Raw genomic sequence first — 15,845 nt, forward strand, 5'->3', positions numbered from 1 at the left:
TCACACCACCTCGTCCTCGTGCAGCCGGGCGCGCAGGGCCCGGACCGCCGTGTGCAGCCTGCTCTTGACCGTGCCCTCGGGGATGCCCAGTTCCTCGGCGATCCCGCGCACGGGCAGATCGGCGTAGAAGCGCAGGACGATCACCTGACGCTGGGCGTCGGGCAGTTCGTCCAGGCCCCGGGCGACGGCGAGGGAGAGCAGGCTGGTGTCCTCGCCGGAGGGGAGGTCCGTCTGCCGCAGGGACGCCAGCCGCTCCCCGAGCCGCTCCTGGCGGCGCTTGGCCCGGTGCCAGTCCATCGCGAGGTTGGAAGCCACCACGGCCGCCCACGCGGACACGTCCCGGGGCGCCTCCCGCCCGCTCGCCGCCCGTTCCAGCAGCCGCAGACGGACCTGCTGCACCCCGTCCATCAGGTCCGTCTGCGGCACCCCGCCGAGCGCGAGCACGGCTCGCACCCTGCGTTCCTGGGCCGCGTCCAGCGGATCGGCCACAGCGTGGTCCGCCCCCTGGACGCGGCGGGCCTTTCTGCGCAGCACAGCGCCCCCTCTTCTCGCCGCGTTTCCTCTACGACGCGCGAGGGGGCGGGAACGTTCGGACCGGTCGGCGGAATGTTTTCCTCACTTCCTCCCCGCTGTCAGCATGATCCCCATGACGCACCTCACCAAGGGGGCCAACGCCCCTGTCCCCGCCGCTCTCCTGGGAGTCGCGGTCGGCCGCGACGCCGTCCCCGGGGCTCCGTCCGTGGCGGCCTCGGCCCTGCTCCTGGACGCCACCGGCCGGGTACGGGGCGACGCCGACCTCGTTCTCCACCGCAGGCCGCTGCACCGGTCGGGCGCGGTGCGTCACCTCGGATCCGGTCCGGGCGAGGGCCGGTTCACCGAGTGGCTGGAGCTTGATCTGCCGGCCGTGGAGCCCGAGGTCCGGCGCGTGGTGATCGCGGGCTCCTGCGACGGGGGCACCTTCGGGGAGATATCCGGACTGCACGTGCGGGCCGTCGCCGTCGACGGCACCGTCGCCGCCCACTACGCGGTGACCGGCGCCTCCAGCGAGACGGCCTTCGTCCTCGGCGAGTTCTACCGGCGCGACGGGGCGTGGAAGTTCCGCGCGGTGGGCCAGGGCTACGACTCGGGGCCGGCCGGGCTCGCGGCCGACTTCGGGGTGGACCCCGGGGCGGCGGCGTCCTCGGGCCCGGTCCCGCTGACGGGCGTGGCGAAGGCCGGCTCGGCCCCGCCGGGAGTGCCCTCGGGACCGGCCGGGGCCGGGGCGCCCGCCGTGCCCGCCGTGCCCGCCGTGCCCGCCGTGCCGGAGCGGGCCGTGGGCGGGCTCTCGAAGACCCGGTCCGACGCGGCGCGGCCCGCCGCGGAACCGGCCCCGGCCCCGGAACCGACCCTGGAATCGGCCCCGGTCCTGGAACCGGCTCCCGCAGAGCCCGCCGCCCGGGAGGAGTCCCCGTTCCACGGCCCCGGCTTCTTCGACTTCGAGCCGTACACGGTCTCCGGCGCCGGATCGGACACCGGCGTCGAGAAGGTCATGGTCACGGTGGACATCCCGTTCCCGCCGGAGTGCGCGCCCGTGATCATGGAGGCGCAGGTGGCGGAGGGCCGGCACCAGTCGATCTACGTCCAGATGCCCGGTCGGGCCGACCACGTCTTCGGCCACGATCTGCCCGACCGGCGCGGCAGCACCCTGTTCGTGCCGCCCCGCAAGGGCGGCCCGGTGAAGCTGATCGTGCGCAGCAACGGGGAGTGGACGCTCACCGTGCGCCCCCTGTCGACGGCCCGCGGGATCGGCCCCGGGACGGTACGGGGGCGCGGCCCCGAGGTCTTCGCCTACGGAGGCGGCACCGAGGCCGAGGTGAAGATCCGGGTCAGGGACCGCGAGAAGCAGTGGTTCAGCCTGAACTACTACAAGGCCGACGACAGCACCCCCCTCAAGAAGGACCGGTACCTCCACGCCGGCGACGGCAGGATCAAGAAGACCGTGCGGATTCCCGAGGGCCCGCTCCTGCTCGTCGTGGAGCACGGCGTCAACGAGTGGGACCTCACCCTCGACCCGCTGCCCGCCCGCGCGCCGGAGCCGGAACCGAAGGCCCCCGCGCCCCGCCGCGCCGAGCGGACGGGCCCACGGCCCTTCCACGACGCGGAGACGGGCCGCAGGACCGGTGTCTACGCGGGACGGGGCACGCAGACCGTCACCCTGGTCAACCCGCGGCCGGGCCGGCCGGCGCTGGTGCGGTACGCCTTCGAGGGCGAGGTGAGACGCCTGATGCTCGCGGTGGTCGGCATCGACGCCTACGGCGACGAGGACGAGTGGCTCAACGGCGTGCACCACGGCGTGCGGGGCGTGCGCATGCTGTTCGCCCGGGGAGAGGCCGAGCAGACCCTGCGGGTGGAGCACGGGGGCGGGTGGAGCCTGACCCTGCTGCCCGAGGAGGAGGCGCCGCTGCTCACCGGCCCGGCCGAGGGCCAGGGCTCCAGCGTGCTGCGCTGGCCCGGGCCGCCCACGCTGATGACGCTCCAGCGGACGTCCACCCGCGGAAAGATCCACCCGCTGGCCGCGGACGCCATGAACCACCCCCTCGGCAAGCGGGCCTCGATCGCCGACACGGTCGGCCGGGGCCGGCCCGTGACGGGGCCGGTGTGGGTGGACCCGGGCGGGACCTGCTTCGTGACCGTGACCACGGCCGAGCACACGACCTGGCGGCTGGAACCGGTCCCCCTCGACGCGGCCCCCGTGCTCGGCGCGCGCACCGAGGGCGGCTGGTACGGAGTCGTACGTCACACCGGACCCGAGACGGAGCTGTCGGTCGCCTCGACGAAGGACGGGACACAGATCTACGAACTGGACGAAAACCTGTTCCCGATCCGGAAAATCACCGGATCTTCCGGCCCGTACCGTGTCCGGAGCGCGATCCTCCAGGTCCGCTCGCACGGCGAGTGGGTGCTCGGGCTGCGCCCGTGACAGGAGTGGCGGTCCACCCCTCGGGCAAACGATTGGACATATACGCCCCGGTCCCCCGCATGATGGAAGAGTCCCGGCCGTCTGGGCGCACACAGGCACGTCACGCAGAGGAGTCCCCGTGAAGGTAGGAATCGTCGGAGCCACCGGCCAGGTCGGCACGGTCATGCGCAGGATCCTCGCGGAGCGGGACTTCCCCCTCGACGAGCTGCGCCTGTTCGCCTCGGCCCGCTCGGCGGGGACGGTCCTGGACGGTGTCACGGTGGAGGACGCCGCGACGGCCGACTACTCCGGCCTGGACATCGTCCTTTTCTCGGCGGGCGGCGCGACCTCGAAGGCGCTGGCCGAGAAGGTCGCCTCGCAGGGCGCGGTCGTGATCGACAACTCCTCGGCGTGGCGCAAGGACCCCGAGGTGCCGCTGGTGGTCTCCGAGGTCAACCCGCACGCGATCGCCGACCGCCCCAAGGGCATCATCGCCAACCCGAACTGCACCACCATGGCCGCCATGCCCGTGCTGCGCCCGCTGCACGAGGAGGCCGGTCTGGAGGCGCTGGTCGTCGCCACCTACCAGGCGGTCTCCGGCTCCGGCGTGGCCGGTGTCGCCGAGCTGCACGGACAGGCGCTGAAGGTGATCGCCGACGCCGACAAGCTCACCCACGACGGCGCGGCCGTCGACTTCCCGGAGCCGGGTGTCTACAAGCGGCCCATCGCCTTCAACGTCCTCCCCCTCGCGGGCTCGGTCGTGGACGACGGCCTGAACGAGACCGACGAGGAGCAGAAGCTCCGCAACGAGTCCCGCAAGATCCTGGAGATCCCGGAGCTGAAGGTCTCCGGCACCTGTGTGCGCGTGCCGGTGTTCTCCGGCCACTCCCTCCAGGTCAACGCCCGTTTCGCCCGCCCGATCAGCCCCGAGCGCGCCGCCGAGCTGCTCGGCGGCGCCCCCGGTGTGGCCCTCAGCGACATCCCGACGCCGCTCCAGGCCGCCGGCCAGGACCCGTCGTACGTCGGCCGCATCCGCAGGGACGAGACCGTCGAGCACGGCCTCGCCCTGTTCATCTCCAACGACAACCTCCGCAAGGGCGCCGCGCTGAACGCCGTCCAGATCGCGGAGCTGGTCGCCGCCGAACTGAAGGCGGCCCGCGCCTAGGGGCTGTCGGGCCCCGGGGGTCCGCAGGTCCTAAAGTCTGCGGACCTCGTAGAGGAAGCAGCCGTACTCGACGGCCCGGACGTGGACCAGTGCCACGGCCGGGTCGTCGAACGCTTCCCGGAGGGCCTTCTCGAAGCCGCTCTCCACGAGCCGTCCGCCCAGGATGCGGCCGTCGGCGGAGTAGCGCCGCAGCACCCGGCGGGCCTGGGTGAAGGGCAGGTTCCCGCCCTCGAAACCCGTGCACTCCCCGGCGTGGACGAAGACCGGGCCCTGCTCGTCGTACGCGCCCGGGTCCACGCCCGTCTCCGCCGCCCAGCGCCGCAGCGGGGCGTACGCGACCAGCGCGATCCGCTCCCCCGGGCGGCTTCTGCGCAGACAGCAGCGCAGCGGCGCGCCTCCCTCCTCGTCCGTCACGGGAACCGTCTCGCGCCCCGCGTCGTCGGCGGAGCACAGTTCCTTCAGGACCGATGCCTCCACGGGCCGTGCGCTGTAGGTCGTCATGTACCCAGCGTCACCGCGAGGCGCCTCGCGCACCGGCGGAATCCGGACATCGTGCTCCCCGTGTCCCTGTGCCGGCGGCTGTGCGGTTCACCCGGCAGAGGGTTTCCCCTCGCCTCGCCCGGGACGGGCCTCGGCCAGCCCGGATCGGCCCACGCGCATGGAAGGATGGCCGGACCGACACATACGAGGTGGACCGAGGAGATGACCGCGTGCCTGGCACAAACCTGACTCGCGAAGAGGCGCAGCAGCGGGCGGAGCTGCTCACCGTTGACTCGTACGAGATCGATCTCGACCTCTCCGGCGCGCAGGAGGGCGGCACCTACCGGTCCGTGACCACGGTGCGCTTCGACGTCGCCCGTGACGGGGCGGAGTCGTTCATCGACCTGGTGGCGCCCGCCGTCCACGAGGTCACGCTCAACGGCGACGTGCTGGACCCGGCCGAGGTCTTCGCGGACTCCCGGATCGCGCTGCCCGGTCTGCTCCGGGGCCGCAACGTCCTGCGGGTGGCCGCGGACTGCGCCTACACCAACACCGGCGAGGGCCTGCACCGCTTCGTCGACCCGGTCGACGACCAGGCGTACCTGTACACGCAGTTCGAGGTGCCGGACGCCCGGCGGGTGTTCGCGTCCTTCGAGCAGCCCGACCTGAAGGCCACCTTCCAGTTCACGGTGAAGGCGCCCGAGGGCTGGACGGTCGTCTCCAACTCGCCGACGCCGGAGCCGGCGGACAACGTCTGGGTCTTCGCGCCGACGCCGCGGATCTCGTCGTACATCACGGCGCTGATCGTGGGCCCGTACCACTCGGTGCACAGCGTGTACGAGAAGGACGGCCAGAGCGTGCCGCTGGGCATCTACTGCCGCCCGTCCCTCGCGGAGCACCTGGACTCGGACGCCATCTTCGAGGTGACCCGGCAGGGCTTCGAGTGGTTCCAGGAGAAGTTCGACTACGCGTACCCGTTCGAGAAGTACGACCAGCTGTTCGTGCCGGAGTTCAACGCGGGCGCGATGGAGAACGCGGGCGCGGTGACCATCCGTGACCAGTACGTCTTCCGCTCCAAGGTGACGGACGCGGCGTACGAGCTGCGCGCGGAGACCATCCTGCACGAGCTGGCCCACATGTGGTTCGGCGACCTGGTCACCATGGAGTGGTGGAACGACCTGTGGCTGAACGAGTCGTTCGCCACGTACACCTCCATCGCCTGCCAGGCGTACCACCCCGAGTCGCGCTGGCCGCACTCGTGGACGACGTTCGCGAACTCCATGAAGACGTGGGCGTACCGCCAGGACCAGCTGCCCTCCACGCACCCGATCATGGCCGAGATCCGTGACCTGGACGACGTGCTGGTCAACTTCGACGGCATCACCTACGCCAAGGGCGCCTCGGTGCTCAAGCAGCTCGTCGCCTACGTCGGCATGGACGAGTTCTTCACCGGCGTGCAGACCTACTTCAAGCGCCACGCGTTCGGCAACACCCGGCTCAGCGACCTGCTGACCGCGCTGGAGGAGACCTCCGGCCGCGATCTGAAGACCTGGTCGAAGAAGTGGCTGGAGACGGCCGGCATCAACATCCTGCGCCCGGAGATCTCCACGGACGCCGACGGGGTCGTCACCTCCTTCGCGATCCGCCAGGAGGCCCCGGCCCTCCCGGCCGGCGCGCAGGGCGAGCCGGTGCTGCGCCCGCACCGCGTCGCGGTCGGCCTGTACGACGTGAACGAGGCGGGCAAGCTGGTGCGCACCGACCGCGTCGAGCTGGACGTGGACGGCGAACTGACCGCGGTGGCGGAGCTGGTGGGCCGGGCGCGCCCGGCCGTCGTGCTGCTCAACGACGACGACCTGTCCTACGCCAAGGTCCGCCTGGACGCGCAGTCGCTGGCCTTCGTCACCGAGCACCTCGGCGACTTCGAGGCGTCCCTGCCGCGTGCCCTGTGCTGGGCGTCGGCCTGGGACATGACCCGTGACGCGGAGCTGGCCTCCCGCGACTACCTGTCCCTGGTGCTGTCCGGCATCGGCAAGGAGTCGGACATCGGTGTGGTGCAGTCGCTGCACCGCCAGGTGAAGCTGGCGATCGACCTGTACGCGGACCCGGCCGCCCGGGAGGCGCTGCTGACCCGCTGGACGGACGCCACGCTGGCCCATCTGCGCTCGGCCGAGCCGGGCGGGGACCACCAGCTGGCCTGGGCGCGTGCCTTCGCGGCGACGGCCCGCACCCCGGAGCAGCTGGACCTGCTGGAGGCTCTGCTGGACGGCTCCCAGACGGTCGAGGGCCTGGTCGTGGACACCGAGCTGCGCTGGACGTTCGTCCAGCGGCTCGCGGCGGTGGGCCGGTTCGACGAGACGGAGATCGCGGGCGAGTACGAGCGGGACAGGACGGCCGCCGGCGAGCGGCACGCCGCGACCGCCCGTGCCGCGCGTCCGACCGCGGAGGCCAAGGCGGAAGCCTGGGCGTCGGTCGTGGAGTCCGACAAGCTGCCCAACGCCGTGCAGGAGGCGGTGATCGCCGGCTTCGTGCAGACCGACCAGCGTGAGCTGCTCGCGCCCTACACCGAGCGCTTCTTCGCCTCGGTGAAGGACGTGTGGGAGTCCCGCTCGCACGAGATGGCCCAGCAGATCGCGGTCGGCCTGTACCCGGCGGTCCAGGTCTCGCAGGACACCCTGGAGCGCACGGACGCGTGGCTGGCGTCCGCCGAGCCGGGCGCCGCGCTGCGCCGTCTGGTCTCGGAGTCCCGCTCGGGCGTCGAGCGCGCCCTGCGCGCCCAGGCGGCGGACGCGGCCGCCACCGCGTAACCCCTTCGGAGGGCGCCCGGCCCCGGTCACCGACCGGGGCCGGGCGCCCTCCGTCGTGCCGGGGTCGTGCGCCGCGGCCCCGGAGTCGCCGTCATGGTCGGGGGGCGTCCCCACGGGTCCGGTACGCGTTCGTGCCCGGCTGACCGCGGGAGCCGGGCCGCGCGCCGTCGGCCGGGCCGCGCGAGGCGGCGGGACCGCCGAGCGGGGCGGGAGCGAGTCCGCGGACGGATGCCGGCCGGCTGGATCTACCGCCGCAGCGCGGCCTTCGTCATGGCCGCCGGAGGCTTTTGGTCGTTCTTCCCGGCGGGACCGGACGGTCGCGGGGTGCGCGCGGACCGTCCCGCGCCGAGCTGTCCGGTGATCGTCGCCCCGAACGCCAGTGCCATGCCCGCCAGTTGCACCGGGGTGAGCGCCTGGCCGAGCGCCGCCCAGCCGACGACCGCGGCGGTCAGCGGGGAGAGCGGGCCGAGGAAGGTGACCTGGGTGGCGCTCAGCCGGCCGATGCCGCGGAACCACAGCCAGTACGACACCGCCGTGTTGCCCAGCGCGAGGTAGAGGTAGCCGCCGATCGCGGGGCCGTCCAGCGCGGGCGGGGCACCTTCGACGAACAGGGCGAGCGGGGCGATGAGCAGGCCGCCGGCGGTCAGCTGCCAGCCGGTCAGGGCGAGCGGGCCCACGCCCTCGGGGCGGCCCCACCTCTTGGTGAGCACCGTGCCGGCGGACATCGACGCGGTCGAGGCGACGGCCGCCAGCACACCGACGGGATCCAGCGCCCCGGCCGCCTTCAGCACGACCAGGCTGACGCCGGACGCCGCCGCGATCCCGGCGAGCACCGCGCGCAGCGTGGCCCGCTGCCCGAGCAGCACCGCCGAGAGCCCGACCACGAACAGCGGGCCGGCCGACCCGACGACCGCGGCCATGCCGCCCGGCAGCCGGTAGGCCGACAGGAACAGCAGCGGGAAGAACGCCCCGATGTTCAGCGCGCCCAGCACCGCGGCCTTCCCCCACCAGGCGCCGCGCGGCAGCACCCGGGCGAGGGCCAGCAGGAGCAGCCCGGCGGGCAGGGCCCGCACGAGGCCGGTGAACAGGGGGCGGTCGGCGGGCAGGAACTCGGTGGTGACGGCGTAGGTGGTGCCCCAGGAGACCGGGGCGAGCGCGGTGAGCAGAACGGTCGCGGACCGCTTCATGACGGGTGGTCCTTCCTGTGCGGCGGGAAGTCGGGGTCAGACGGTGACCGGTGCGGCACCGGCGGCACCGGCGGCACCGGCGGCACCGGCGGCACCGGCGGCACCGGCGGCACCGGCGGCGGGCTTCGCCGCCGCGGGGCCGGCGGCGACCGTGACCGGTGCCGGCCGGACCGCCTCCGCGGGCAGCCGGCGCTCGGCGCGGACCAGCAGGGCGGCGGCGACGGCCGAGGTGACGATCAGGACGGCCCAGGGGGCGCGGCCGTCGAGGGCGAGCAGGGCGGTGAACAGCGAGGGCGCCACGGCCTTCGCCAGCGACCAGGACATCTGGTAAGCCGCCATGTACCGGCCGCGCACCGCCTCGGGGGCCGCCGACACCGCCAGCACCTCGGCGGCCGGGCTGTGGATCAGTTCACCCAGGGTGTAGACGACGACCACCACCGCCAGCGCGGCACCCAGCACGGTGTCGTCGGCGGGCCGTACGGTGCCCAGCACGATGTTCGCGGCGAACGCGGCGGCGAAGAGGGCGCCGCCCAGCGCCGCGGCCCGGGTGCGCCGGGCGCCGGTCCGCCGGACGCGGGAGCCGACGTACACCCCGGCGGCCGCGCACAGCACGGTGTTGACGGTGAAGGCGGACCCGGTGAGGACGTCGGGGCCGTTCAGCCACTGGACGATGAAGAGCGGGAAGAGCACCGACAGGGCCGAGTAGTTGAGCGCGTTGAGGAAGTTGGCGCCGGTGACGACCAGGAAGGGCCGGTCGGCCAGCACGAGCCGGTAGCCGGCACCGGACCGGGGCGCGGGGCCCTCCCCGGTGGAGCGCACCGGCTTCAGCGGGCGGACCAGCAGCGCGGCGAGCGCGAACGTCAGGGCGTTGCCCCAGGCCGCGTAGGTGTAGCCGACCGGGCCCGCGAGGGCGACGACCACGGTGGCCAGCAGGGCTCCGGCACCGTTGCCGCCGTTCTGGAGCGCGCGCGTGGCGGCCTGGAGCCGGTCACGCGCCTCACCGCGGGCGATCTCGCCGATCAGCGACTGGTTGACGGCCGGGAAGGCCCGGTCGGCGGCCGCGGTGACCAGGGCGACCGCGGCGAAGGCGGCCGGGGAGTCCGCGAAGGGGTACAGCGCGAAGCCCACCACCCGCACCGCGTACAGCGCGTACAGCATCCGCTTGGCGCCGTACCGGTCGATCGCCGCCCCGGCCAGCGGGAGCGCGCCGAGCCCGGCCAGCCCGGTGATCGTGAGGACCGCGCCGACGGCGGCGAAGGACAGCCCGGTGACGTGATGGAAGAACACCAGGGTGAAGGGGATGTACAGGCCCGTTCCGACGCCGTTGACGGCGGCGGCGACGGGCAGCGCCCACTCCCCCGGTACGCGCTGGTCCTTGTGACGCATGTCGGCCCCCTGCGACGGTCCGGCGCGAGACCCGCCGGAATGACTTGACGGAAAGTAGCTTAGCTCTAAGCAACTCTCAGTCAAGCTACTTTCCCCTAAGCAACTTCCTGCCCATCTACTTTCTCGTGAGCCACTTTCTTGCAGCCCACCGAGCGGAAGCGGATACTCCTGCCATGAACCCGAACCCCGACCCCCAGGACCGTCCCCGGGACGCGGTCGACGCGATCATCGGCCAGTGGGCGGCCGTCCGGCCCGACCTCGACACCAGGGCGATGGAGGTCTTCGGCCGCATCTACCGGCTCTCCCGTGCCATGGGCGACCGGATGGAGAAGAGGTACGGACAGTTCGGGATCTCCCGCGGCGAGTTCGACGTCCTCGCCACCCTGCGCCGCGCCGGCGAGCCCTACACCCTCTCGCCGCGCCGGCTGTCCTCCACCCTCATGCTCACCACCGGCGGCATGACCGGCCGGCTGGACAAGCTGGAGCGGGCCGGCCTGCTGCGCCGCTCCCCCGACCCGCACGACCGCCGCGGCCTCCAGGTCACCCTCACCGAGCAGGGCCTCACCCTGATCGACCAGGCGGTCGGCGCGGGCCTCGACCTCCAGACCGAGGCGCTGTCCGCCCTGGACGACGCCGAGGCGGAACGCCTGGCCGGCCTGCTGCGCAAGCTGCTCGCGGGCACGCAGGACAGCCGGGACTAGCGGGATCAGGAGGACTCGTGACGGACTGGGAGATGCGGCCGGCCACGGCGGCGGACGTCGAGGCGGTGGCCGAGCTGCGGGCCGTGGTCATGCGGCCCGACCTGGAAAGACTCGGCCGCTACGACGACCACCGCGTCCGGCAGCGGCTGCGCGACGGCTTCGAGCCCGCGCACACCTGGACGATCGAGGCCGCCGGCGCCTTCGCCGGCTGTGTGGCCCTGCGCCCGGCCGGCGACGCCCACTGGCTGGAGCACTTCTACCTCGACCCCGCCCTGCACGGCCGTGGCGTCGGCACGGCCGTCCTGCACACCCTGCTGGACCGCTGCGACCGCGCGGGCACGCGCGTGCGGCTGAACGTCCTCAGCGGCAGCGCGGCCCGGCGGCTCTACGAGCGCGCGGGGTTCGTGACGGAGAGCGAGGACCCGGTGGACGTCTTCATGGTCCGCGAGCCGGCCTGAACCGCGCTCGGCCCACGCGGGCGGCGAGAGCGGCCTCGGTCTCCTCCGGGGCCGCCCGGCCCCCCGCCCGGACGACGTACCCGTCCGGCCGCACCGGCGGCGTCGTACGGCGGTCGCTCGACCGGCGCTCCGGCGCTCCACGGCCGGCAGGCGGTGCAAGCGGGAGGGCGGAGCGGGCCGGCGGGGCCGGAGCCGGAGCCGGCGACGGTCACGGCGGGGCCGGAGCCGACGACGGTCACGGCGGGGCCGGAGCCGGAGCCGGCGACGGTCACGGCGGGGCCGGGGGCGGTGCCGGCGACGGTCACGGCGGGGGCGGTGCCGGCGACGGTCACGGCGGGGGCGGTGCCGGCGACGGTCACGGCGGGGCCGGGGGCGGTGCCGGAGGCCCCGCGGCAAGAGGCCGGGAAGGACCGAGGGCGCCGGTCCCTGCCGTGCGTACGGCGGGAGCGGCGCCCTCGGGAAGAGCGGGTGGCAGGTCGGGTCAGGCTCGGGCCTTGGCCTTGGGCTTGGTGACCCGGTAGGCGGACCGGTCCAGGACCATCACGAGGCCCACGATCGCCGCGAAGATGGCGATCGGGAGGATCACGAACAGGCCCAGCGTCTCGATGACGCTCAGGCCCGTGCCGGGGTCGTCACCGTCGTCACGCGTCAGCGCGAGCGCGGGGGACGACATGAGCAGCATCATCAGCGTCGTACCGGCGGCCAGGGCGCCGGCGCGCAGGGCGTTCTTCTTGTCCACGGTGCCAAACTAGCGAACGCCGGTCGGGGCCGCGCGCCCGGGGGTCCGTTATGAGGACCGGACCCCGTCGCGTGCCCCTCCCGCCCTCACTCCCCCGGCCGCCGGATCCCCTCCCGCAGCACCTCGGCCAGGGCGCGCAGCCGCTGTGACCCGGCCAGTTCCTCCAGGGGCACCGGCCGCCCCGCCGCGTCGGCGACGGGCAGACGCCAGTTGGGGTACTCGTCCCAGGTGCCGGGCAGGTTCTGCGGGCGCCGGTCGCCGACGCCGTCCGGCAGCCAGACGCCGACCAGCCGGGCGGGTGTGCTCAGCAGGAAGCGGTGGACGGCCCGGACCTCGGCCTCCTCCGACGAGACCGTCCCCGCCTCCTCCGCCGAGACCGTCCCCGCCTCCTCCGCCGAGACCGTCCCCGCCTCCTCCGCCGGGACCGTCCCTGCCTCCTCCGCCGGGACGGCTCCGGTCCCCTGCGGCCCGCCGCCGTCCAGCAGGCCCAGCCGGGTGAGCACCGCCAGCCACTGGGCGACGTCGGTGGCGGCCTCGTCCCGTTCGTCGGCCAGCGGCCGGGCCAGCAGCCCCAGCCGGTCGCGGAGTTCGACGTGCTCACCCGTGAGGCGGGCGGCGGTGGGCGGCAGATCGTGCGTGGTGGCGGTGGCCAGACAGTCCGCCCGCCAGGCCGAGGGAGGCAGCGGCAGCCCGTCCCCGTCCCAGTCCCGCTCGAACCACAGCACCGACGTCCCCAGCACCCCCCGTTCGCGCAGCGCCTCCCGCACACCCGGCTCGACGGTCCCGAGGTCCTCCCCGATGACCACCGCGCCCGCGCGGGACGCCTCCAGCACGAGCACCGCGAGCATGGCCTCGGCGTCGTAGCGGATGTACGTGCCCTCGGTGGGCGGCAGCCCCTGCGGCACCCACCACAGCCGGAACAGGCCCATCACATGGTCGATGCGCAGGGCGCCCGCGTACCGGAAGAGGGCTCTGAGCAGGGCCCGGAAGGGCGCGTAGCCGGACGCGGCCAGCCGGTCGGGCCGCCACGGGGGCAGCCCCCAGTCCTGGCCGCGGGCGTTGAAGGCGTCGGGCGGGGCCCCCACCGACATGCCGGCGGCGAAGAACTCCCCGAGCGCCCAGGCGTCGGCTCCCCCGGGATGCACCCCCACGGCGAGGTCGTGCACGATCCCGACCTCCATCCCCGCCTCGCGTGCGACGCGCTGCGCGGCGACGAGCTGGGTGTCCGTCAGCCAGGCCAGCCAGGTGTGGAAGTCCACCCGGTCCCGCAGTTCGGTCCGGGCGCGCGCGGTGCCGGCCGAGCGGGGATCCCGCAGCGCCTCGGGCCACAGCTGCACGTCACCGCCGTACACCTCGGCGAGCGCGTTCCAGGTGGCGTGGTCCTCCAGGGCGGGCCCCTGCCCGGCCAGGAAGTCGCGGTAGGCGGCGGCCCGTCCGGGTCCGAGCGGCACGGCGTGGACGAGTTCCAGGGCCTCGCGCTTGAGCTCCCACACGGCGTCCCGGTCGATCAGCGCGCCCTTGTCCAGCACGGACTCCCTGAGCCGGGCGGCCCGTTCGAGCAGGCCGGCGATCCGCTCACGGTCCTCGACATGGGCGAACTCGGGGACGTTCTCGACGCGCAGATGCACGGGGTCGGGGAAGCGGCGGGAGGAGGGCCGGTAGGGCGAGGGGTCGGTCGGCGTACCGGGCACGGCCGCGTGCAGCGGGTTGACCTGGACGAACCCCGCTCCGAGCGTCCGCCCGGCCCAGGCGGTCAGCTCCTCCAGGTCCCCGAGGTCGCCCATCCCCCAGGACCGTCGCGACAGCAGGGAGTAGAGCTGCACGAGCAGGCCGTACGACCGCCCGGAGGGCGCCGTCAGCCGGGCTGGGGCGACGATCAGCCACGCCTCGGCGGCACGCCCGTCGGCGGCGTCGGCCGTCAGCCGGTGCACCCCGCACGGAAGTCCCGCGAGCCCGTCCCCGGCCGGTCCGGCGTCGCCGGGTGCCTCGAACGTCCGCTCCCGGCCGTCCTCCGTCCCGATCCGCAGACGCGTCCCCGGCGGGAGCGCGGTGACGGCCTCGGGCGGGGCGCCGCCCTGCCAGGCGACCACGGCCGGCGGGAGCAGCCGTGCGGCGCGTTCCCGCTCGCGGGCGGCGAGGGCGGCGCGTACGGCCTGCGGTGTGTCCGCGTCGACGCCGAGGGCGGCGAGCGCCCGGGTGACGGCGACGGGCGAGGCCGTCACCGTGCGGTCGGGGGAGGGACGGTAGGAGGTGGCGACGCCGTGCAGTTCGGCGAGTCGGGCCAGCTCCTCGTCCAGGGGCCGGTCCGGGCTGGATGCGGTCATCTACGGCCTCGTGGAGTGGGCGTCCGGGACGGCGAGCGGCGGTTCGCTGGTGAGGGGTTCGGCGTCGGGCAGCGGGGGTTCGCTGGTCAGCGGGGTCTGGGAGCAGACGCTCTCGGCGGAGAACACACGCACGGGCTCGGCGGTGGGCTCCGCCGGGCGTTTGGACGGGGCCGGGAGCAGAAGGTACGCGGATGCGGCCACGGGGGGCCTCCTTGGTCCATAGCGGGACATGGGACTAACGCTTGCCCTACCCAGCGGACACGACCGCAGACGTCACGGACGACGACTACCGCGTGTCGCCCCCCCCTCCCCGCCCCCTCCCCGCGCCGGCCTCGCGCCGACACCGCCCCCCCCCACTATGTACTCAGTACATGTACTGAGTACATAATGATCCTCATGAGCACCCGTCACATCCTGCTCGGGCTGCTCGCCGCGGGTCCCAGCCACGGCTACGACCTCAAGCGACGGCACGACGAACGTTTTCCGCAGGCCCGCCCGCTGGCCTACGGGCAGGTGTACACGACGCTTCAGCGCCTGGTCCGCGACGGACTCGCCGAGGTCGAGGGCACCGGATCCGAAGGAGGCCCGGAGCGCACGCTGTACCGGACCACCGGGCCCGGCGCGCACGAGCTGGCGCGCTGGGCGGCGGAGGTCACCCCGCCCGCGCCCTTCGTCGTGAACGAGATCTTCGCCAAGGTCGTCGTCGCGATCCTCACGGCCGGGGACCCGGCGGCGTACCTGCGCGACCAGCGGGCCGCGCACATGGTCCGGATGCGCGAACTCACGGCGGTCAAGACCGCCCCCGGCGCGGATCTGTCGACAGTGCTGTCGGCCGACTACGCCCTGACCCATCTCGACGCCGATCTGCGCTGGATGACCACCACCGGCGCCCGGCTCGCTTCCCTCACCGCGGAGGTCGACACCGTATGAGCCCCGACAACCGTCCCGCCCACGCCCCGCTGCTGGCGGCCCGTGGCCTGGTCAAGGCGCACGGCCCCACCCGGGCGCTGCGCGGCGCCTCGGTGGATCTGGCGGCCGGCGAGATCCTCGCGGTCACCGGCCCGAGCGGCAGCGGCAAGTCGACGCTGCTGCACTGTCTGGCGGGCATCGTCCGCCCGGACGAGGGCGAGGTGACGTACGGCGGTGAGCGGCTGGACCGGCTGCCGGAGGCACGGCTGAGCGAGCTGCGGCGCACCGAGTTCGGGGTGGTGTTCCAGTTCGGGCAGCTCGTCCCGGAGCTGACCGCCGCGGACAACGTGGCACTGCCGCTGCTGCTGGCCGGGCAGGGCCGCAGGCAGGCGCGGGCGGTGGCCGTGGAGTGGCTGGAGCGGTTCGGGGTGCGCGGGCAGGAGGAGCTGCGGCCCGGCGAGATGAGCGGCGGCCAGGCCCAGCGGGTGGCGATGGCGCGGGCCCTGGTGACCGGTCCGAGGGTGGTCTTCGCCGACGAGCCGACCGGTGCGCTGGACTCCCTCGCCGGGGAGCGGCTGATGACGGCGCTGACGCACACGGCCCGTGAGTCGGGCACGGCCTTCCTGCTGGTCACGCATGACGCGACGGTGGCGGCGTACGCCGACCGCGAGGTGTCGCTGCACGACGGCGCGGTGGTCGCCGAGGGCGCGGACACGGCGGTGCCGCGGTGAGGCGCGGGCACGGGGGCGTGCGG

14 protein-coding genes are annotated in these 15,845 nt (G+C 74.2%); 7 read left to right on the forward strand and 7 right to left on the reverse strand.

The genetic code is table 11. The features are described from left to right. Window positions 1-534, reverse strand: coding sequence for an RNA polymerase sigma factor (locus tag ACIQGV_RS04360; protein WP_402490262.1), 534 nt, complete (start codon window positions 532-534; stop codon window positions 1-3). A 112-nt stretch (window positions 535-646) separates the two neighbouring features. Between ACIQGV_RS04360 and ACIQGV_RS04365 the strand changes: the two genes are divergently transcribed. Next, window positions 647-2,959, forward strand: coding sequence for a TerD family protein (locus tag ACIQGV_RS04365; RefSeq protein ID WP_402490264.1), 2,313 nt, complete (start codon window positions 647-649; stop codon window positions 2,957-2,959). Window positions 2,960-3,077: 118 nt separating this feature from the next. Beyond that, on the forward strand, window positions 3,078-4,103 hold the full coding sequence (locus tag ACIQGV_RS04370; protein ID WP_402490266.1) for an aspartate-semialdehyde dehydrogenase: 1,026 nt from the start codon (window positions 3,078-3,080) through the stop codon (window positions 4,101-4,103). A 30-nt stretch (window positions 4,104-4,133) separates the two neighbouring features. Here the strand turns inward: ACIQGV_RS04370 and ACIQGV_RS04375 are convergent, their stop codons facing one another. Beyond that, window positions 4,134-4,604 (reverse strand): DUF1203 domain-containing protein, encoded by a 471-nt coding sequence (locus ACIQGV_RS04375; protein WP_402490269.1) that lies wholly within the window; start codon window positions 4,602-4,604, stop codon window positions 4,134-4,136. Window positions 4,605-4,813: 209 nt separating this feature from the next. Between ACIQGV_RS04375 and pepN the strand changes: the two genes are divergently transcribed. After that, window positions 4,814-7,387, forward strand: coding sequence for an aminopeptidase N (gene pepN, locus ACIQGV_RS04380; RefSeq protein ID WP_402490272.1), 2,574 nt, complete (start codon window positions 4,814-4,816; stop codon window positions 7,385-7,387). 245 nt (window positions 7,388-7,632) lie between these two features. Here pepN and ACIQGV_RS04385 read toward each other — a convergent pair whose 3' ends face one another. Next, the gene (locus ACIQGV_RS04385; protein WP_402490275.1) at window positions 7,633-8,574 is read right to left on the reverse strand and encodes an EamA family transporter; all 942 of its coding nucleotides are present in this window, start codon (window positions 8,572-8,574) and stop codon (window positions 7,633-7,635) included. A gap of 36 nt (window positions 8,575-8,610) precedes the next feature. After that, window positions 8,611-9,960: an MFS transporter gene (locus ACIQGV_RS04390; RefSeq protein ID WP_402490277.1), complete on the reverse strand. Its 1,350-nt coding sequence runs from the start codon at window positions 9,958-9,960 to the stop codon at window positions 8,611-8,613. 173 nt (window positions 9,961-10,133) lie between these two features. Between ACIQGV_RS04390 and ACIQGV_RS04395 the strand changes: the two genes are divergently transcribed. Both ACIQGV_RS04395 and ACIQGV_RS04400 read left to right on the forward strand, forming a co-directional pair. Further along, window positions 10,134-10,661: a MarR family winged helix-turn-helix transcriptional regulator gene (locus ACIQGV_RS04395; protein WP_402490280.1), complete on the forward strand. Its 528-nt coding sequence runs from the start codon at window positions 10,134-10,136 to the stop codon at window positions 10,659-10,661. A 17-nt stretch (window positions 10,662-10,678) separates the two neighbouring features. After that, a complete protein-coding gene (locus ACIQGV_RS04400) occupies window positions 10,679-11,119 on the forward strand; it encodes a GNAT family N-acetyltransferase (RefSeq protein WP_402490284.1) in 441 nt (146 codons plus the stop codon). 481 nt (window positions 11,120-11,600) lie between these two features. Here the strand turns inward: ACIQGV_RS04400 and ACIQGV_RS04405 are convergent, their stop codons facing one another. From ACIQGV_RS04405 to ACIQGV_RS04415, 3 genes are all read right to left on the reverse strand, one after another. Further along, window positions 11,601-11,858, reverse strand: a complete 258-nt coding sequence (locus ACIQGV_RS04405) for a hypothetical protein (RefSeq protein ID WP_402490287.1) — start codon at window positions 11,856-11,858, stop codon at window positions 11,601-11,603. Between the two features lie 86 nt (window positions 11,859-11,944). After that, window positions 11,945-14,182, reverse strand: coding sequence for a 4-alpha-glucanotransferase (gene malQ / locus ACIQGV_RS04410; protein WP_402490290.1), 2,238 nt, complete (start codon window positions 14,180-14,182; stop codon window positions 11,945-11,947). Further along, window positions 14,183-14,383: a hypothetical protein gene (locus tag ACIQGV_RS04415; RefSeq protein ID WP_402490293.1), complete on the reverse strand. Its 201-nt coding sequence runs from the start codon at window positions 14,381-14,383 to the stop codon at window positions 14,183-14,185. Between the two features lie 195 nt (window positions 14,384-14,578). Here ACIQGV_RS04415 and ACIQGV_RS04420 point away from each other — a divergent pair, with 195 nt between their 5' ends. Next, window positions 14,579-15,112, forward strand: coding sequence for a PadR family transcriptional regulator (locus ACIQGV_RS04420; RefSeq protein WP_402490295.1), 534 nt, complete (start codon window positions 14,579-14,581; stop codon window positions 15,110-15,112). Beyond that, window positions 15,109-15,822, forward strand: a complete 714-nt coding sequence (locus ACIQGV_RS04425) for an ABC transporter ATP-binding protein (protein ID WP_402490298.1) — start codon at window positions 15,109-15,111, stop codon at window positions 15,820-15,822. The genes ACIQGV_RS04420 and ACIQGV_RS04425 overlap by 4 nt, the downstream gene beginning before the upstream one ends. The last annotated feature ends 23 nt before the right edge of the window (window positions 15,823-15,845 follow it).

The sequence above is a fragment of the Streptomyces sp. NPDC093094 genome (assembly GCF_044754345.1).
In the GTDB taxonomy this organism is placed as follows: Bacteria; Actinomycetota; Actinomycetes; order Streptomycetales; family Streptomycetaceae; genus Streptomyces.

Excerpts from the sequence above, each read along its gene's own strand:
- ACIQGV_RS04365 (WP_402490264.1), top strand. The coding sequence starts at position 647 with ATGACGCACCTCACCAAGGGGGCCAACGCCCCTGTCCCCGCCGCTCTC.
- ACIQGV_RS04375 (WP_402490269.1), bottom strand. The coding sequence starts at position 4,604 with ATGACGACCTACAGCGCACGGCCCGTGGAGGCATCGGTCCTGAAGGAA.
- ACIQGV_RS04385 (WP_402490275.1), bottom strand. The coding sequence starts at position 8,574 with ATGAAGCGGTCCGCGACCGTTCTGCTCACCGCGCTCGCCCCGGTCTCC.
- ACIQGV_RS04390 (WP_402490277.1), bottom strand. The coding sequence starts at position 9,960 with ATGCGTCACAAGGACCAGCGCGTACCGGGGGAGTGGGCGCTGCCCGTC.
- ACIQGV_RS04395 (WP_402490280.1), top strand. The coding sequence starts at position 10,134 with ATGAACCCGAACCCCGACCCCCAGGACCGTCCCCGGGACGCGGTCGAC.
- malQ (WP_402490290.1), bottom strand. The coding sequence starts at position 14,182 with ATGACCGCATCCAGCCCGGACCGGCCCCTGGACGAGGAGCTGGCCCGA.
- ACIQGV_RS04420 (WP_402490295.1), top strand. The coding sequence starts at position 14,579 with ATGAGCACCCGTCACATCCTGCTCGGGCTGCTCGCCGCGGGTCCCAGC.
- ACIQGV_RS04425 (WP_402490298.1), top strand. The coding sequence starts at position 15,109 with ATGAGCCCCGACAACCGTCCCGCCCACGCCCCGCTGCTGGCGGCCCGT.